The organism is Campylobacter sp. JMF_15 NE4, assembly GCF_027737645.1.
Classification (GTDB): Bacteria; Campylobacterota; Campylobacteria; order Campylobacterales; family Campylobacteraceae; genus Campylobacter_B.
The window spans coordinates 805,663-823,134 of sequence record NZ_JAOVTY010000001.1 but is presented as its reverse complement, the minus strand read 5'-3'; the positions used below and the strand labels follow the sequence as shown (position 1 = coordinate 823,134).

The 17,472-nt window shown below is 38.6% G+C and carries 17 protein-coding genes and 1 rRNA gene; 15 read left to right on the top strand and 3 right to left on the bottom strand.

The annotated features are described in order from the left end of the window. Positions 1–134 precede the first annotated feature (134 nt). The 11 genes from rrf to OFN98_RS04235 all read left to right on the top strand — a co-directional run bounded on the left by rrf (position 135) and on the right by OFN98_RS04235 (position 11,096). Positions 135–253 (top strand): 5S ribosomal RNA (rrf, locus tag OFN98_RS04285). 274 nt (positions 254–527) lie between these two features. After that, positions 528–971 carry a ComEA family DNA-binding protein gene (locus OFN98_RS08010; RefSeq protein WP_442868111.1) on the top strand — a complete coding sequence of 148 codons (444 nt, stop codon included), beginning with the start codon at positions 528–530 and terminating at the stop codon, positions 969–971. Between the two features lie 391 nt (positions 972–1,362). Further along, entirely contained in the window at positions 1,363–2,283 is a 921-nt protein-coding gene (locus OFN98_RS04275) for a 4Fe-4S dicluster domain-containing protein (RefSeq protein ID WP_270875021.1), read from the top strand. Beyond that, positions 2,276–4,153 carry a proton-conducting transporter transmembrane domain-containing protein gene (locus OFN98_RS04270; protein WP_270875022.1) on the top strand — a complete coding sequence of 626 codons (1,878 nt, stop codon included), beginning with the start codon at positions 2,276–2,278 and terminating at the stop codon, positions 4,151–4,153. Before OFN98_RS04275 ends, OFN98_RS04270 begins: the two co-directional genes overlap by 8 nt. Beyond that, positions 4,150–5,031, top strand: coding sequence for a respiratory chain complex I subunit 1 family protein (locus OFN98_RS04265; RefSeq protein WP_270862241.1), 882 nt, complete (start codon positions 4,150–4,152; stop codon positions 5,029–5,031). The genes OFN98_RS04270 and OFN98_RS04265 overlap by 4 nt, the downstream gene beginning before the upstream one ends. 1 nt (position 5,032) lies before the next feature. Beyond that, the gene (gene hyfE, locus OFN98_RS04260; protein WP_270858356.1) at positions 5,033–5,668 is read left to right on the top strand and encodes a hydrogenase 4 membrane subunit; all 636 of its coding nucleotides are present in this window, start codon (positions 5,033–5,035) and stop codon (positions 5,666–5,668) included. 1 nt (position 5,669) lies between these two features. After that, positions 5,670–7,091: a proton-conducting transporter transmembrane domain-containing protein gene (locus OFN98_RS04255; RefSeq protein ID WP_270861446.1), complete on the top strand. Its 1,422-nt coding sequence runs from the start codon at positions 5,670–5,672 to the stop codon at positions 7,089–7,091. After that, on the top strand, positions 7,088–8,791 hold the full coding sequence (locus tag OFN98_RS04250) for an NADH-quinone oxidoreductase subunit C (RefSeq protein WP_270875023.1): 1,704 nt from the start codon (positions 7,088–7,090) through the stop codon (positions 8,789–8,791). Before OFN98_RS04255 ends, OFN98_RS04250 begins: the two co-directional genes overlap by 4 nt. Further along, positions 8,792–9,325 carry a 4Fe-4S dicluster domain-containing protein gene (locus OFN98_RS04245; protein ID WP_270875024.1) on the top strand — a complete coding sequence of 178 codons (534 nt, stop codon included), beginning with the start codon at positions 8,792–8,794 and terminating at the stop codon, positions 9,323–9,325. Beyond that, positions 9,325–10,095, top strand: a complete 771-nt coding sequence (locus OFN98_RS04240) for an NADH-quinone oxidoreductase subunit B family protein (protein WP_270875025.1) — start codon at positions 9,325–9,327, stop codon at positions 10,093–10,095. The genes OFN98_RS04245 and OFN98_RS04240 overlap by 1 nt, the downstream gene beginning before the upstream one ends. A gap of 173 nt (positions 10,096–10,268) precedes the next feature. After that, the gene (locus OFN98_RS04235) at positions 10,269–11,096 is read left to right on the top strand and encodes a transporter substrate-binding domain-containing protein (RefSeq protein ID WP_270875026.1); all 828 of its coding nucleotides are present in this window, start codon (positions 10,269–10,271) and stop codon (positions 11,094–11,096) included. A 79-nt stretch (positions 11,097–11,175) separates the two neighbouring features. On the opposite strand, the gene yedE is transcribed toward OFN98_RS04235, so the two are convergent. Continuing rightward, positions 11,176–12,237 (bottom strand): YedE family putative selenium transporter, encoded by a 1,062-nt coding sequence (gene yedE, locus OFN98_RS04230; RefSeq protein ID WP_270875027.1) that lies wholly within the window; start codon positions 12,235–12,237, stop codon positions 11,176–11,178. Between the two features lie 144 nt (positions 12,238–12,381). Further along, positions 12,382–12,774, bottom strand: a complete 393-nt coding sequence (locus OFN98_RS04225) for a helix-turn-helix domain-containing protein (RefSeq protein WP_270875028.1) — start codon at positions 12,772–12,774, stop codon at positions 12,382–12,384. Positions 12,775–12,919: 145 nt separating this feature from the next. On the opposite strand from OFN98_RS04225, the gene OFN98_RS04220 reads away from it, so the two are divergent. The 4 genes from OFN98_RS04220 (at position 12,920) to OFN98_RS04205 (ending at position 16,668) form a co-directional block, all read left to right on the top strand. Next, positions 12,920–13,270, top strand: coding sequence for a hypothetical protein (locus OFN98_RS04220; RefSeq protein WP_270875029.1), 351 nt, complete (start codon positions 12,920–12,922; stop codon positions 13,268–13,270). A gap of 9 nt (positions 13,271–13,279) precedes the next feature. Further along, the gene (locus OFN98_RS04215) at positions 13,280–14,149 is read left to right on the top strand and encodes a hypothetical protein (RefSeq protein ID WP_270875030.1); all 870 of its coding nucleotides are present in this window, start codon (positions 13,280–13,282) and stop codon (positions 14,147–14,149) included. Positions 14,150–14,344: 195 nt separating this feature from the next. Beyond that, on the top strand, positions 14,345–15,973 hold the full coding sequence (locus OFN98_RS04210; RefSeq protein WP_270875031.1) for a hypothetical protein: 1,629 nt from the start codon (positions 14,345–14,347) through the stop codon (positions 15,971–15,973). Positions 15,974–16,095: 122 nt separating this feature from the next. Then, complete coding sequence (locus OFN98_RS04205) at positions 16,096–16,668, top strand: YqiA/YcfP family alpha/beta fold hydrolase (RefSeq protein WP_270875032.1); 573 nt, start codon at positions 16,096–16,098, stop codon at positions 16,666–16,668. A 117-nt stretch (positions 16,669–16,785) separates the two neighbouring features. On the opposite strand, the gene upp is transcribed toward OFN98_RS04205, so the two are convergent. Beyond that, on the bottom strand, positions 16,786–17,415 hold the full coding sequence (gene upp, locus OFN98_RS04200) for a uracil phosphoribosyltransferase (RefSeq protein WP_270875034.1): 630 nt from the start codon (positions 17,413–17,415) through the stop codon (positions 16,786–16,788). Positions 17,416–17,472 lie beyond the last annotated feature (57 nt).

Genomic DNA, 17,472 nt, shown 5'->3' with positions numbered 1-17,472 from the left:
CTTATCTTTTTAAGCATTACTTCCTTGTTAAAGGTATTAGAAATCCTTTGACAATATGGTAAAAGATTTTATTAGGCTTGATGACTTTTGCAGTGTTAAAAAAGCAAACTTACAAAGTTTCCTTTTTTAACACTGTCCGTGACTATACAGATGAGGAAACGCCTTGCTCCATACCGAACCAAGAAGCTAAGCTCATCATGGCTGATGATACTCTCCGTTACTCGGATGTCGGGAAAGTAGGTCGTTGCGGACTTTGTTTTTATTCTTATGCTTTTTTAAATCAATTAAAATTTTATGTCAATCAAATTTTAAATCAATTACAATGAAATTTTTAAAATTTTACTTGTAGTTTTTAAATTTTAAAATTCCAAATTCTATAAATTTTATCTTTAAATTTAAAATTTCACTTTGCAAATTTAACTTTATCGCTAAATTTTTAAATTATTCTTATCAAAATTTAAAAAAATTATTAAATTTTAAGTGCGTAAAATTTAGAATTATTTCTCAAATCAATTAAAGGAGAAAAAATGAAAATCTTTAAAATCCTATCAACAACCGCAATCTTTGCAAGCCTAGCTTTCGCTGGGATCAACCTAAACACCGCCACAAAAGACGAGCTAATGGCGCTTCCTGGCATCGGTGAAGCCAAGGCTGAGGCTATCATCGAATACAGAAAAAACAACAAATTTAACTCAATCGACGAGATTAAAAACATCAAAGGCATCGGCGAGAAGCGCTTTGAGGCTATCAAAGACGACCTAACTCTCACTGGCAAGACGGACATTAGCGACTTAAAATCTACCGTGAAAAAAGAAAAAGAAAAAGCCACAAAAAAGGCCGATAAAAAGGTCAAAAAAGAGGTCGTAAATCTAAAAGATAAGGCCGCGAGCACCGATACGGCTAAAAAAGCCAAAAAAGCAAAAGATACAGCTGATGAAGTCAAAAAAATCAAAAAAGCTGTGAGTGAATAAGAATTTAGAATTTATAAATTCTGCAAAATTTTCAAATTTCCAAATTTAGGCTACGGGTTAAATTTTAAATTTAGCCCGTAGCTTGAAATTTTAAATTTAAGGCAAATTCATCGAAATAAAATTTTAGTAGATTTTTTCATTTAAAAACATATAATTTTAAAAATTTTAAAATTTTGCAATGTTATGGATATTGTGATTTTAATCTGTTTCATTTTTAGTATTACATCTGTTTATATGAAATAAAAAATATAAAAATGTATAAAAAATTTAAAATTAAATTTTAGTTTCATATTAATAAAATTTTAATAATAAATAATTTTTCAACCTAAATTTAGACGAATTTTGATAAATTTACATGTCAATTATCAGATTTCTTTGAAAAGGCTGTCGTGTGAGTAAAATTCATCAAATTGTAATCACAAATCCGGAGCTTTGCATAGGTTGTAAGGCGTGCGAGAAGGCTTGTGTTAAAGAATCTATAAAACGCGGCAAACTAGGAATTACACGCATTAGAGTATTCAAAGTAGAAAAAACCTCTTCTACAAACCAATGTCGCCAATGCGACGATGCTCCATGCGCCGTAGTTTGTCCAAGCGGTGCTTTGCAAAATTTAACAGATTTTGTCCATCTCAATGAGCATTTATGCGTCGGCTGTGGGCTTTGCACCGTAGCCTGTCCGTATGGCGCCGTCTCATTAGATAGCACTGGTGTTTTTGGAGTCGAAAAAGACGCGAACTATCTTAGCCAACCGGGATTTCCAAGTCTCGCTGTCAAATGCGATATTTGTGATGGTAGGCAAGAGGGCTCGGCCTGTGTCGAAGCCTGTCCAAAAGGTGCGATTATAATGCTAGATTCAAATTCAGAGCATAAAATCGGAAAAAAACTCAAAAATACGGAAAATATGCAAAATTTCATCAAGGCTATCAGCGATAGAGATGTTGATTTAAGCGAGTTCGTGGCTCCACCTGCGCCAAAACCTGCGCCAGAAGCGAGCGTGGTCGAAAAACCAGCTGAAAAAGTGGCTCCTGACACGGCTTCTGCGCCACAGAGTGCGCCAGCCCAAAAACCAGCTGAAAAACTAGCCCCACAAACAGCTCCTGCCCTAACTCCTGCGCCAGCTGAGAAAGTAGCTCAAAAACCGGCTCCTCAAAAGGTCGAAGCAAAAACCGAGCCAAAAGCTGAGCCAAAAGTAGAAGCTAAGCCTAGTGATGAGATAAAGCCGCAAAAAGTAGCCTCTAAACCGAAAAAAGAGAGCAAAGGGGCAAAAAATCCGAATTTGAAATCTAACGATAATAAGGATGACAATGCTTGAATTTATTTTTATTTCATACTTATTAATAGGCGTTATCAGCTTAGCTCTTTATAATTCGCAAAAGACTGCTTTGTATTTTGGATTTATTTCAAATGCCGCTATTTCGGTAGTGGGCGCGCTGTATTTCCTATCGCAACTGCATGGAAGTAGCGAATTTGTGCTTAGGGGATTTTTGTTTGAACCAAGCTTTTTGCTAACGCCTTTGGGTGCGTTTTTTAGTTTTATAGTATGTTTTATAGGCGCGATGAGTGCGATTTATTCGCTTGGATATTTGCAAAATTTCAAGCTGAATTTCGCTGTAAAATCTGCGCTTTTTAGCTTTTTTATGCTAAGCATGCTAATGGTTATTAGTAGCAACGATGTTTTTGGATTCGTGGTTTTATGGGAGTTAATGACGCTAGTTTCTGCGCTAATGCTCAAATTCAACGACACTCCAAGCTCGAATTTCACAGTTATGCTATATCTTGGCGTGGCGCAAGTGGGCGCGTTTTGTATCGTTATAGCGTTTTTGATTATGGCACATAGTGCTGGAAGTTTGCATTTTAGCGACTGGAATTTCAATACTTCATCTTTATTTATTTGCATTTTGCTTTTTATCGGATTTGGCACGAAGGCTGGTCTTGCACCGTTTCATGTGTGGAGCCCGCTAGCATATCCTCTTGCAAATTCAAATGTCTCAGCGTTATTTAGTTCTGCGATGAGTAAGGTCGCGATTTTTGGTTTGATTAAATTTATGTTAATTGCCAAAATTCCTGCTTCTTTTGCCTTAGCTATGATGATTTTGGGCGCATTTGGTGCTGTTTGGGGTATCATTTTTGCTACGCTTCAAAACGAGTATAAAAAACTAATCGCATATAGTTCTGTTGAAAATATGGGAATTATCCTGCTAGCACTTGGTGCTGGACTTTACGGGCTTGCTACTGCAAATAATATTTTAGCAGCGTTTGGTTTGGCTGGTGCGATTTTACATAGCTTAAATCACAGCGTGTTCAAGGCTGTTTTGTTCTTTGCTGCTGGAAATATCTACAATGCAAGCAAAAAGCTAAAAATCAACTCTTTGGGCGGTTTGGCAAAATTTATGCCAATCACTGCGTTTTGTTCGCTAATAGCCGTGTTGAGCATAGTCGCAATTCCGCTATTTAACGGCTTTGCGAGCGAGTGGCTGATATATAAAGCGCTTTTATCAAAAACAGATCCTGGAATTTCAAGATTAGTTTTTGCGCTTTCAACTATCGGTTTGACGCTAGCTGGCGTGCTTTGTGCGTTTGCCTTCGTTAAATTTTATGGACTTGTATTTAGTGGCAAAGCCAAAGGCGAGTATAGGGAGGCTTCGATTTTCTCACTCGTGCCTATGGTGATTTTGGCGCTTTTCTGCGTGATTTTAGCTCTTTCATCGCCTATGTTTGTAAGCAAAATTTGGTCATTTATGCCAGTGGCAGATAGTGGAGCGACACTATCGTTTTCATTGCTTTGGCTATGTTTGATTGCTATGCTAATCTTGCCATTTGTGATTTTATTAGTTTTCAAATCGCCATTTGATAAACCAAAACTAAGCGATCCATGGGCGAACGGATTTAAATTTAGCAACGATTTCTTGCCAAATTCAAACACAGCCGTAGGCGATTTAAGGCGAGTTTTGGCTAAATTTATGTGCATAAAAATGCGCAAAAAAGGCAGCTCTTACAGCATTGTCGTAAAAGATGTTTTTATGGAATATATCTATAAGCCTATAATCGATATTAATATGAAAATAGCCGATAAAATCGCCATTATGCAAAATGGCAAGAGTGCGACTTACGCATTTTATATGGTGCTTTATCTTGGCATTTTAGGCGTGGGAATATTTTACTTTTTTGGAGGCAAACTATGATATTACAACTACTTTTAGCTCTTGCCTTGATGCCACTATTTGATGGTATTTGCCGAAGTTTGCGTGCAAAAATCCAGTCCCGCCAAGGACCGCCGATTTGGCAAACTTATTATGATTTGTTAAAACTTTTGCGCAGAAAGCGAACGGCTCCAAATTCAGCCCATTTTGTCTTTAAATGGACGCCGTATCTGCTCGTGGCAATCGGAGCGTTTTTGGTAATGCTAACGGCCGCTAGGTGCGAGGCGGTTTCGGATTTGATTGTCATAGTGTATCTGCTGGTCGCATTTAGAGTTATTCTAAATTTAGCAGCATTTGATAGCCTTAACCCATTTGCGGCAATCGGAGCAAACAGAGAAAATATGCTTGCGCTTTATGCTGAGCCTATTATGATTTGCGGTGTAATCGTGGTTTGTGCGATGTTTGGCGATACAAATTTGGTCAAAATTCACCAAGCTGTGATAAATGGCGAAATCGGCGCAAAAGCATCGTTTATAGTCGCTGGGATTGTGTTTTTATGGGCTGTTTATATCGAAATGTCAAGAAAGCCTTTTGATATAGCAGAAGCAGAACAAGAGGTCCAAGAAGGTGTCGTGGCTGAATTTAGCGGTAGAGATTTGGCTCTTATCGACATTGGCGCTATGTTAAAACAATTCGCCGTAATTTGCCTATTTGTTAAAATTTTTATCCCATTTGGGTTTAATAATTTGCTTTTAGATTGCATTTTTACGATAATCTTGGTCGAATTAGCCACAACGCTTGCTGTGCTAATCGATAACTTCGGTCCTAGGTATGCAATGCTTTCGACTTTGAAATTAAACGCTTCGTGGATGCTAGGACTTGGCATTTTAAGCGTGATTTTGTTTGCTGCGGGGGTTTGATATGGAAGTGTTTGCAATACTTTTAATGATGATTTCTTTGGCGGTATTTTCGTTTAGGGATTATAAAATTTCAATTTCTCTTTATGCGTTAAATACCCTTTGTTTGGTGACGCTATTTTTTATCATGGCAGCCAAATTTGGAGCTGGCGAGCTGTATTCGTGGGCGATAATCGCGGTCATTACCAAGGTGATTTTGGTGCCTGCGATACTTTTCTTTACCCTTATTAGAATCGATGAAAAGCACGAAAACGACCCATACACTGGCTTTTTCTTATCGCCTGTGATAGCTTTTGCTTTTTCGATTGGGCTAGCTTATCTTTTGACGCCAATTTTTATGAAATTTGCAATTATCCAAAATGAATTTGTCATTTGCGCTGCGATTTTTACATTTTGGATTGGGGTTTGCGGATTTATTTTAAGAAGGTCGTTTTTAAAACAAATTTTGGCTTATTGTTTGATAGAAAACGCGGTTCATCTAAATTTAGCCACAAACGCTTGTAATGCTAGTTCGCTAGTCGAGCTTGGAATTTTAAGCGACGCTGTGTTTGGAATCGCGATTATGGCTATTTTGGCAGTTAGATACAAAGAGGTCTTTGGTAGCCAAAATACGAATTTAGCCAGTGAGTTAAAGGGTTAATATGATAATATATTTAATGCTTATTTTGCCGTTAATATGTGCGGCGTTGATTTATTTCGTTCCTGATAGGCTGATAAAAATCGCAAATTTAGCCTTTGCGCTCGTTATTTGTGCGGTTATATTTAAAGCTATCTCTTTGATAGGCTTTACTCCGCTTTTCGCGCTAAATAAAATGCTATTTTTAGATAGCTTGGGTGGAATTTATCTGACAATCATCGGCATTACAGGGACTTTGGTAACGCTATATTTTCCTACTTATCTTGGTTGGAGAGATGAAAGTCCTAAAAAAATCAAAAAAATGCTAGTTTTAGCCTATATCACGACATTTGCTATGATACTTTCTGCCGTGGCAAATGATATTGCTATCATGTGGGCGGCTGTCGAAGCGACAACGCTAAGTAGCGTTTTTATGGTTGTTTATAACAAGAAAAAACAAATCGTAGAAGCTGGTTATAAATATGTAATGGTCTGCTCTCTTGGTCTAGCATTTGCTATGCTGGCTACTATTTTGCTTTATTCAAGTGGCGGAATTTTATTTACGGATTTGATTGATAAAAAAATCGATCCGCTTACGATGAAGGTTATTTTTATCCTAGCTCTTGTGGGATTTGGCACAAAAGCAGGTCTTGTTCCAACTCATACTTGGCTTCCTGATGCTCACGCGCAAGGTCCATCTCCGACTTCTGCTGTGCTTAGCGGTATCGTGCTAAAAGTGGCAATGCTAGCTCTCATTAGATACTATTTTATCGCTGCAAATTCAGTCGGCATGGAATTTGTAATGGATACTATGCTAGTAAGTGGCGTGATTACACTTTATGTGGCTGGGTATTTCTTGGTAACTCAACACGATGTAAAACGCATGCTTGCTTATCACAGCGTAGTTCATATGGGTGTTATCGCATTTGCTTTGGGAGTTGGCGGGAAAATCGGCGTAGCGGCAGCACTTTTCCATTGCCTAGCTCACAGCCTTACAAAAGCCCTAGCTTTCCTTACGACGGGAAATACTTGGAGAATTTACCAAACAAACAATATGCACAAAATGGGTGGTCTAGCCTACACCGCACCACTTACTTGCGTGTTTTTTGGAATTTCGATTTGCTCACTTGTTGGAGTTCCAGCTTTTGCGATTTTCGTAAGCGAATTTATGACTTTTACACAAGCAATTTTGACAGAGCGATATGTCGTAGCGATTATTTTTGCGATTGCATTAGCAGTTATTTTCATAGCAGACTTTTCACACTTTTTCTTAGCTTCATTTGGCAAAAACCAAAGCGAGCTAAAATACGATAAAGAGATGAGTTTGTTCGAAAATTTACCGCTTATATTTTTAGGCTTTTTTGTTATCGCTTTTGGACTTTGGAAATTTGAGTTTTTCTGGAATTTGCTTGATTTGAGCGTGAATTTAATAAAGGATTTAAGATGATAGGTGATTTATACATTAGTCAAATCGAAAGCGAATTTAACATACTTGAAACCACTAGACAAACCGATAAACAAATAACGATTTTGGTCGATAGAAACGACCTGCCTGCTGTGGTAAATAAGCTATATTATGGTATCGGCGGTTGGTTAGTGACGATGGTAGCAAACGACGAGCGATCTATCAATAAACATTTTGCGCTTTATTATGTGCTTTCTATGGAGGGTTCTAAATTTAGCCAAGATGATGAATTAGAAGAGAAATGCTTTATAACCGTTAAAACTCTAATTCCGGCTGATGATCCTGTTTATCCCTCAGTTACGCCACTCGTTAAGGCTGCTGTTTGGTATGAAAGAGAAGCTTTTGATCTCTTTGGGCTTAGAGCGGAAGGGCTAATAGATCCAAGAAGACTTGCTATGAGCGATGATTGGCCGCTAGATTTATATCCGCTTAGAAAAGATGAGATGAATTATAAATTTCGTCCAGATCCACTAAGCATAGAGCCTGATTATGAATTTAAAAAGCCAAAGGGCGTAAATACCCAAGCCATTCCGCTTGGACCGCTTCATATCACGGCTGATGAACCGGGACATTTTAGGCTTTATTGTGACGGCGATACGATTGTAGATGCGGATTATAGGCTGTATTATGAGCATAGAGGCATGGAAAAACTAGCCGAAAATCGTATGAACTACACTCAAATGGCATTTTTAGCCGAGAGAGTTTGTGGAATTTGCGGTTTTGCGCACTCTATCGCTATGGCAAGAGCCGCAGAAAACGCTATGGGGTTAGAAATTCCTGAACGAGCAAAAGCTCTTAGAGTTATGAGTGCAGAAGTTGAAAGACTTCACTCGAACTTGCTAAATATCGGTTTAGCGTGTGAAGTTACAGGAAACTATACCGCATTTATGCATGTATTTAGAGTGCGTGAATACACACTCGATTTAGCCCAAATTTTAACAGGTGGCAGGAAAACTTACGGCACGGTAACCGTAGGCGGTATGAGAAGAGATATCAGAGCCAAAGAGATAAAAGAGATTTTAAATTTGCTCTCTAAAATCGAGCAAGAATTTGAAGATGTCTGGGAAGTCATCATAAATGATGAAAGGCAAATGTCTCGCTGGAAGGGAATTGGCGTTTTAGATCCGCAAGTTGGCAGGGATTATGGCTCAGTAGGACCTACAATCAGGGCTAGTGGATTTAAGCGAGATGTTCGCTACGATTACCCTGATGAATTTACGAAAAAACTCAAATTTAACATAAATACCGAAACTAGTTGCGATGTCTATGGCAGGGTCAAGGTGCGCTACCACGACACAAAAGACGCGATTAGTGTGATTAGGCAGTGTATTGATATAATGCCAGGTGGCGATATCATCGTAAGTAGCGATTATAGGGTCAAGCCAAACAGCTACGCAATCGGTTATATCGAAGCTCCACGCGGTGAGGATATTCACTGGATAATGCAAAGTGGTAGCCAAAAGGTTTATAGATGGCGTGTCAAGGCTCCTACATTTAGCAACTGGCCAGCCTTAGCTCATCAGCTTCGTGGCTACACCGTCGCCGATGCCGCGCTAATCGTATGTAGCCTAGATCCATGCTACTCATGCACCGAAAGGCTAACTGTGGTTGATATAAAAAGCGGAAAAAGCAAAATTTTAGCCGGAAAAGAGCTTAAAGCGATTTGCCAAAAAGGAAATTAGATGAAAATTTTTGATTTAGTGAAAAAAAAGGGAGTTGTTACAAAGCCTTATCCGTTAGCGCCGTATGAAATGAGCGAAAATTTCAGAGGCCGCCCAGAATACACCTATGCTTTGTGCATTGGTTGCGCATCTTGTGGCGTGGCTTGCCCGCCAAACGCAATCAGTGTCAAAATCGAAGATGAAAAGTCAGTAGTGTGGCGATACGATACTGGCAGGTGCATTTTTTGTGGTCGTTGCGAGGAGGTCTGCCCTACAAAGGCTATCAAACTTAGCTCTAAATTTGAACTAGGCGTGAATTTCAATCGAGCTGATTTGCATGTGTGTGGCACTATGGAGGCGCATAACTGCTCGCAGTGTGGCAAGGCCTTTACTTCGAAGCGTTTTGTCCAAACTGCGCTTAGTAGAATCGCGTCTTCAAATATGAGCGAAGATCGCAAAAAGCTAGCCAGAGGATATACGCAAATTTGCCCTGCTTGCAAACGCGAAAACACAGCAGCGAAAATGCGAGAAAATGATTATCAAAGGATTGTGTGATGAGCGGCGATGATAAATTAAAATTTTTAAAACAAATTAGGCGAAGTTTCAGCGTTTTTCGTGTCGATTGCGGTAGCTGTAATGGTTGCGAAATCGAGATTTTCGCCACTCTTGCTCCACAATGGGATCCAGAGAGATTTGGCTTCAAGCTCGTCGCAAACCCGCGCCACGCCGATATTTTGCTCGTAACTGGACCTGTTACTAGGCAGATGTATTATCCGCTTTTGCGCGCGTATGAGGCTATCCCTGAGCCAAAGATCGTCGTGGCTTTGGGTGCGTGCGGATCAAGTGGCGGAATATTCCACGATAGTTACGCCGTGTGGGGCGGTGCGCAAAGCGTAATTCCAGTCGATGTCTTTATCCCAGGCTGTCCTCCGCACCCAGCTGGCATTTTATACGGGCTAGCTAGCGCGCTTGGGCTAGTAGATCAAAAGCTAAAAGAGCAGAAATTTGAAAAAAGTGAGAATTTTATTTTCACAGATAAACCTTCGTTGCTCGGCGATATGGCTTTCGAAAAATCAGCTTACCAAAAGGCAAAATTTTTGATGAGCTATGTCCATGCTGACGAGCTTTATGACAAATTTATGGACGCGCTTCGCACAAGCGGTGAGCCTAAAAACCCTGCTAGCGTCAAAACAGCTGTTTTAAACGCGATTAGCGCAGAAGAGGATCCGAGATTTAAAGAGTGCTTGGGAATTATCTACAACGATGTGTATGGCAAGTATTTTGGCGCAGAAAAAATCGATCCAAAATCCCTTGCTTGGGCGTAAATTTTAAATTTACGCCCCTTTTTTAAATTTTTTTAAAAATTCTTATTTAAATTTTTATAATATCAATAAGTTTTATATTTTATATAATTTTAGTGTAATTTTAGTTTTAAATTTTAAAATGCTTTAATGAACACGGGTTATAATCACACTTTATTTCGTTAAAAGGGGAAATCATGAAAAAACTTCTTTGTTCATTGGCGGGTGTGGCTTGCCTAGGTATGGGCGTAGCTAGCGCAAACACGCTAGATCAAATCAAATCTAGCAAGGTTTTAAGAATCGGCGTGAGCGAGCACATGGCACCATTTAGCGTGTTGCAAAGCGATGGCACATTTGTCGGATTTGAGATTGACTTCGCAAAAGAGATCGCAAAGGCTATTTTAGGCGATGAGGGTAGGATAGAGTTCGTAGGCGTGCCTCAAAAAGAGCGCCTGGATTATGTCAAAGACAACAAAGTCGATTTGCTAATCGCAGCTTACACTAGAAACGAAAAACGCGCCCAAGTGGCTGATTTTTCGGTGCCGTATTTTTCTATCAATCTCTCGACCGTTTCGAAAAGATCAGCTGGTATCAAATCAATCGAGGATTTAGAGGGCAAAAGAGTAGCCGTCATCGGCGAGAGCAACTCAGATGTCTGGGTGCGCAAAAACCCTAATATCACCCCAGTGCCATGCCAAAACAACAAAGACTGCTATGAGAAGGTCAATCGTGGCGAGGCTGACGCGTATATGCACAATATCGTCTCAGTCGCCTCTGTGCCGGTGCTAGATCTAAATTTCGAAGTATCAATCCCAAAAATCGGCGAGACATTTTTCGACTGCGTCGTCATCCAAAAGGGCAACAGAGATATGCTACAATTGGTCGATCAAAAGATTTTTGAGCTCTCGCAAGCAGGGTATTTCGATAAAAAATACGATGAGACAATCGGGCCATTTTATAACGGCAATGTCCCTAAACACTACTTTTTGTTAGATGATTTATACAGCCAATTTTTAAATATGTAATCACCGCGAAATTCGCATTGATTAAAATTTTAACTCCTTAAAATTTGGCGCGAGTGTTAGGTCGCGCCAAATTTCAAATTTAGGCTTTTTGCCTACTAAAAATCCCAAAATACGCACAAAACGCAAAGCCAAGAGCCACTGCATACGGCGCGAATTCGCTAATCCCCTTAGCCGAGCTAGCTAGCGAGAAATTATGCGCGATAGCCCCGCCACACGCCATGCCAGCGACGAAAATCGCAGAGTTTAGATTTCCGCTTCCAGCCTGAACTAGGTGTTTGCCAGGACAGCCCTCGCACAGCGAAAAGCACAGCCCCGCCAATGCCATGCCGGCGAAATTCCAGATAAATTCGTTATGCGCGATTGGTTGAGCTTCGAAGCCGAATTTATACTGCCCAAACGCCAAATTTGCGATTGAGGCACTCGCGATCACTGCCACTATGCCCCAAAACATAGAAAAATCGCCGTTAAAAGTGCGCGAAAGTGCGCCAACAGAGCAAAATTTGCTTCTTTGCATAGCCGCGCCGATGATGATGGCTACGATTAGGGAGATAAAAATCGGCGCATGTTGCGAACCAGGGCCAGAAGTCGAGCTAAAAATCGCGCCGTTTTCGCCGAATTTCACCCCGCTAATGAGTGCTAACAAAAGCAAAATTCCGATGATAAGTGGCAGGGCGCCAAGCGGTTTTGAAAGCTCGTTTTCGCGCTCTGTTTCATACCCGCTAGCCTTAAAAAACCTGCCACAAGCCACCCCGGCAAATAGCCCCACCACGCCAGCGATTGCGCTCATATCGCCACCGCCTAAGCGCAAAAACGCTCTCCACGGACAGCCCAAAAATACTAAACAGCCAATCATCGCAAAAATCCCTAAGATAAATCTCGTAAATGGCGATGAGGCCGAGAGTGTGCGATACTCGCCACTAATTAGCGAGGCGATAAAACCGCCGATGATAAGGCCGATGATTTCTGGGCGTATGTATTGCACCACGGCCGCTCTGTGAAAGCCGAGCGCACCAGCTGTATCGCGCAAGAAACACGCGGCGCAAATGCCCATATTCGCGGGGTTGCCATAATGCACGAGCGCGGCTCCGCCAAGGCCTAGAAGGGCACCTGAAATGATAAAAAGTATGGTTGATTTTGGCATTAAATTGCCTTTTTGATAAGTTAAGCAGACCTGCTTTTTTCGGGGCGAATTGTAGCGAAATTTGATTAGAGTTGATTGAAAAAATTTGATTAGTTTGGGATAGAAATTTGGTTTTAAATTTACGGGTTTTGCGGGGTTTGGAATTTATTGCATTAAATTTTGGGTTTGGGCTTTGCTTTCGCGCAAAAGTAGCTTTATGTGTTTTAGCAAAATCGGCGAAGCATAGGGCAAAAGCTCGCTAAATTCGGGGTCGAGCGTGGCGTAGGTTTTGGCTAAATGGTTGTAAAATCTCGCCCTGTCGTTTTCGTTGCAGATGAAAAACTCTTGCTCGAAAACGCCCAAAGCTTGGGCGATAAATGGGATTAACTCGACTTTTAGCTCACGATTGCCGTTGAGGTAATTATAAAGCGTGGGTTCGCTAGGGATTTCGCCTGTGGAGTTTAGGTGTGGTTCGAGCGATAAAATCCGCCTGACAAGCTCTTTTTTGCTGATATTTTTTTCTTTTGCGATTTCGGCAATTTTTTCGTAAATTTCCATTTTCGTCCTAAATATTCAAAATGAATAACTTCTTTGAATTTTAAATATTTTTTTATTCGTATTGAATATTTACAGACTTCGAATTGAATAAATTTAGGGAAAATTGGGTAGAATAGCAGTTAAATTTTTAAAAAAAGGAAAAATTATGAAAAAATTATTTCAATTTTCTATCTTAGTTGTTGCCGTAATGTTATTTAACGGCTGTGCAGAATTAAATCAAGCATTAGAAGAGAGCGTATTAGAACCTGATTGCAGAAGCGAAGGAATAAATGCTTGCGCTACGCTTTGCGAACAAAATGTAAGTGAAAATTTCTGCCTTTATACATCGTGTATGTATTTACAAGCTGGAAATGAGGCGAAAGCTCGTGAATACCGCACTAAAATTTGTGATTTTCCAAGCACGGCTGATAAATACGGTGGCAAGATTAGTTGTATTTTAAATCAAAATGAACAATTCAAAAAAACACTCCCTGATTGTAACGCATATTTGAGATAAGGAATAAAAATGAGATTTTTGTCGGTTTTGTTTTGTGTATTTTCTATTTTATTGAGTGCAGATGTTTCAGCCATAAAATCAGATATTTTTTCGGGCAAAAATATCCAAAACGGATTAAATGAGTTGATTTTGTTATGCGAAAACGGGCAGGCTAGTGCGTGTGGGGCTGTCGGCGAGATAGCTGCAAGTCAAGGGGATAAAAAATTTGCTACTTCGTATTTAAGGAAATCTTGCGAACTCGGCGGAAATTGTTTATGTTATGAAAATTTTATGGCAGGAAATTCGGTAGAAGATTGTGAAAAAGAGCCTACACAAGATATTGAAGAGGCAGAAGCTATCAAAAATGAGCTGAACGAACTAATGTTGTTATGCAAAGGGGGCATTGCTAGTGCGTGCGGAGCTTTGGGCGAGATAGCTGCAAAGCAAGGAGATACAAAATTTGCCACTCAATATCTAAAAAAATCTTGCGAACTTGGTGGAAATTGTTCGTGTTATGAAAATTTGATTGCAGGAAATTTGGTAGAAGATTGTACAAAAGAACCAACAAAAGATATCGAAGAGACAGTAATTGTCGAACAAGAGCAAACTATACAAGAAGAAGCTATCAAGCAACCACAAGATACTTCACTGCAAACTGTCGAAAAAAGAGAGATTGCACAGACAGAAGTTGTAGCAAATTCTCAATCTGAAAAACAAACAGAACAAATAAAGAAAAAAGAAGAATGGGGTATAAGAGAAACCATTATTCTTCTTTGCTTTTTTATTATTTCCGGTATTATTGGTGTTTTGATGCGCGGTGGTGATAATGATAGCGGAACGATGATAATAAAAAATAAAAAGGGTGAAATAATAGAAGAAAGAGAGTGGCGCAGAAAATGATGAATAACGATATAAAAATAAAAAATTCAACTGGATTATTGGATGAGCTGTGGAATACTATAAAATCGAGTGGGCTTTATGCCCACTCGAAAAATGATATTTATGATTATCTGATTTGTCTTAAATTTTGCTTATTGATAAGAGAAAATAGTATTAAATTTTATTAAACTAAATTAATTTTAAAAAAGGATAAAAATGACTTCGAATATAAAAGAAGCTTTTAATCAAAATAAAATATGGGCTGGGACACTTGCTAGTGTCATGGGATTTATCGCCGATGTATGTCAGCCACTTGCACCTTTTAGCAAGTATCTGTTTTTTATAAGCATTGCAATATTTTTTCTATCTGCGTTATCGTATTTGGCGATTAAAAATTTACGCACTAAAATTTTACCAGTTATAGTATTTACTGTAATATCTAGTTTTGTGTTTGGGTTAATGTTTGGTTTGCAAAGTGCTAGTAAAGATGGCGATGAAAGTGGTTTTGTCGCCAGTGTTGTGCCATTTTTCGAAAAGATACAAAAGTCTCTTGGTATCATACAAAAAGATGTCGAGCAAATCAAACAAACAACGCAAGATATTAAAAAAGATACCACCGAAATAAAATCATCGGTGCAAAGCGTAGATCAAAAAATAGATAAACTAACCGACAATATAGGCAAACAAGGCGGTATCGTAGCAAACCCTACAACTGCCGAAGAATTTTATCACAATGCAAGAATTTATGAGCTAAATGGTGATTATGGTAATGCTAGACGAGCATATGTTAAATATTTTAGCTTTAAGACAGACAAACTCGACCCGCATTTGAGATTTCAAAAATTTCTTAAAATTCAAGAAGGAAAGGCTGGAACCAAAGAGATATACAACGATATGTTTGAAAAAAGTGAGTTAATAACAGATAAATATGCTTTTATTCTTTTAGAAGACGGCGATAAAAAACTTGAAAAATTACAAAATTTTATAAAAAAACACACTGAATTTGCTCCTGCATATTTTGAATTAGCAAGAAGCTATTCAAAATCTGTTTTAGGAACACAGGGAACTAACGACAAAAAATTAGAAAAGCTTTATATCGATAAATTTATCGAACTAAATCAAGCTGGAAAATTAGTTAGATATTTTATCGATAAAGATGAATTAGATGAACAGATAAAATATGCAAATGAACGCAAGGCTGAGCTTGACCTTATAAAATTTGATAATGATATTATAAAAGTTAATAGAACATATGTAAATTCTGGTTATTTTTTGGGTATTAGTATCCAAGATGAACCTGCTGAAATTTTGTATAGAATTGATGGAAAAGGCGAATTTGTGAGCACTGGATTTTATGATGTAAATTATCAAGATACTGGAAAACCTATACCAAACGATCAAATAAGCATAGCCCACACAGCAAAACAGCCAGAAAAATTTGTTGAGATAAAATATATCAATCAAAGAGGAAATGAAAGCGAAATTTTTAGATACGAGTGGGTAAAAAAGACAATATCTGGCAAAACATTAAGTCCAAAAGCCGAAAGTGATATTAATATGCTAAAATCTAATTCCGGACTTTGGCTATCTCCTGAAAGCAAGAGATATTACAACAATCGTTATATATTGTATTTTTCGCATCTTTTTAGCTATGGCGATGGAATAAGTAAAATAATGTATGGTATAGATACGGATTTGCCCGATACCGAAATTTTACCGCCGTTTAGTATTGGCTCTGAAAATGATAATTTTATGATAAACATTGATCGTGATTTTAAAAAGGTGGTAATTAAGCTGTATTATGCTGATGATACAGAGAGCGATATTAAAGAATTTTATTTTTAAATTTGTTAAGCATAAATAGAGTAATTGTGAATATTGTGGTTGATATTTTGTAAAAATGTTAGAAAAATAGTTTGCCAATTTAAAACGAGATAAGAGCGAAATTTATCCGCAAGGAATTAAAAATGATAAGAAAAGTAAAAAATCTAAAAATGAGACGAAAAATAAAATTAGGCATAGCGTGTGCGCCAGAAAACGATATCACAAAATATTATTACATCCACGGATATAATTCGACAGGCGCACAAACCGCGCAAAATATCGAAAAACTAGGGATTAAAGTTGAAGTTCTAGGCTGGGATAGCAGGGCGGATTTCGAAACAAACTATCAAAATTTATTAGCGCAACTACCAGAAAAAGACGAGTATAAAATAATCGCTTCATCGCTTGGCTGCTATTATGCCAGAGCGATTGCTGAGAAAAAATACAGCCATTTGGTCCTTTTTAATCCGTGTTTTGACCCGCAAAACTACGATTTTATCGCAGAACGAGCGACTTACAATTATAAATTTAACCCGTCAATTACGATTGCAACGAGTATTTTTGTATCCCAAAGCGACAAAGTTTTGGTAAATAATGTAGAAAAAGTTAAAGAATTATTCGGCGGTCATTGTTATATCGAAGTAACGAACGAACGCCACCGAATAACAGATTTTTCGAAATACAAAGATACAATTTTGAAAGATAGTTGGTTATAAGTATAAAATTTTGGCGATTATTCAAAAATAATATAAATATAAAGCTTTCCTTGAAAATTTAAGGAAAGCTTGAAGAGATTTGGTAGTTAAAATTTATGATTTCTTCTAAAAATTTAATTACTTCATCGTATTAAACACCCTATCGCCAGCATCTCCTAGGCCTGGGACGATGTAGCCCTTTTCGTTTAGCTTCTCGTCGATCGCGGCAGTATATACAGGCACATCTGGGTAGATTTCGCTGAATTTTTTCAGTCCCTCGGGTGCTGCGATGATAGAGATAAATTTGATCTTTTTTACGCCCTTTTCTTTTAAGAATTTCACCGCGTCAATCGCCGTGCCACCTGTGGCAAACATCGGATCTATGATGATTGCGGTGCGCTCTTTGTAGTCAGCCGGGAGTTTTGCGTAGAAAAACTCAGCCTGCAAACTCTCTTCATTTCGCTGAAAGCCCAAAAACCCGACGCTCGCATCTGGAATTAGCTTAAAGACAGCATCTAGCATACCAAGCGCAGCGCGCAAAATAGGGCATATCATAATCTTTTCGTCTAATCTTTTTGCTGTCATTTTCGCCACAGGCGTCGTAATCGGCGCGTCTTTTAGGCGCAAATCGTTGCTTGCCTCAAAAAGCATTAGGTAGCTAATCTCATCGATTAGCATACGAAACTGAAACGGATCTGTCTTTTTGTCTCGCAGGATTGAGAGTTTGTGCTCGATTAGGGGGTGTGAGATTTGTTTGATATTTTTCATGATTTCACCTTTCATAAAATTTGCCTATTATACAGAAAATTGGTAATGAAAGGGTAG

What these genes read in the sequence shown, in the direction of transcription:
- OFN98_RS04250 (WP_270875023.1), top strand. Translation starts at nt 7,088, where the DNA reads ATGATAGGTGATTTATACATTAGTCAAATCGAAAGCGAATTTAACATA.
- OFN98_RS08010 (WP_442868111.1), top strand. Translation starts at nt 528, where the DNA reads ATGAAAATCTTTAAAATCCTATCAACAACCGCAATCTTTGCAAGCCTA.
- yedE (WP_270875027.1), bottom strand. Translation starts at nt 12,237, where the DNA reads ATGCCAAAATCAACCATACTTTTTATCATTTCAGGTGCCCTTCTAGGC.
- OFN98_RS04270 (WP_270875022.1), top strand. Translation starts at nt 2,276, where the DNA reads ATGCTTGAATTTATTTTTATTTCATACTTATTAATAGGCGTTATCAGC.
- OFN98_RS04225 (WP_270875028.1), bottom strand. Translation starts at nt 12,774, where the DNA reads ATGGAAATTTACGAAAAAATTGCCGAAATCGCAAAAGAAAAAAATATC.
- OFN98_RS04265 (WP_270862241.1), top strand. Translation starts at nt 4,150, where the DNA reads ATGATATTACAACTACTTTTAGCTCTTGCCTTGATGCCACTATTTGAT.
- OFN98_RS04240 (WP_270875025.1), top strand. Translation starts at nt 9,325, where the DNA reads ATGAGCGGCGATGATAAATTAAAATTTTTAAAACAAATTAGGCGAAGT.
- OFN98_RS04215 (WP_270875030.1), top strand. Translation starts at nt 13,280, where the DNA reads ATGAGATTTTTGTCGGTTTTGTTTTGTGTATTTTCTATTTTATTGAGT.
- OFN98_RS04220 (WP_270875029.1), top strand. Translation starts at nt 12,920, where the DNA reads ATGAAAAAATTATTTCAATTTTCTATCTTAGTTGTTGCCGTAATGTTA.
- hyfE (WP_270858356.1), top strand. Translation starts at nt 5,033, where the DNA reads ATGGAAGTGTTTGCAATACTTTTAATGATGATTTCTTTGGCGGTATTT.
- OFN98_RS04255 (WP_270861446.1), top strand. Translation starts at nt 5,670, where the DNA reads ATGATAATATATTTAATGCTTATTTTGCCGTTAATATGTGCGGCGTTG.
- OFN98_RS04235 (WP_270875026.1), top strand. Translation starts at nt 10,269, where the DNA reads ATGAAAAAACTTCTTTGTTCATTGGCGGGTGTGGCTTGCCTAGGTATG.
- upp (WP_270875034.1), bottom strand. Translation starts at nt 17,415, where the DNA reads ATGAAAAATATCAAACAAATCTCACACCCCCTAATCGAGCACAAACTC.
- OFN98_RS04245 (WP_270875024.1), top strand. Translation starts at nt 8,792, where the DNA reads ATGAAAATTTTTGATTTAGTGAAAAAAAAGGGAGTTGTTACAAAGCCT.
- OFN98_RS04210 (WP_270875031.1), top strand. Translation starts at nt 14,345, where the DNA reads ATGACTTCGAATATAAAAGAAGCTTTTAATCAAAATAAAATATGGGCT.
- OFN98_RS04205 (WP_270875032.1), top strand. Translation starts at nt 16,096, where the DNA reads ATGATAAGAAAAGTAAAAAATCTAAAAATGAGACGAAAAATAAAATTA.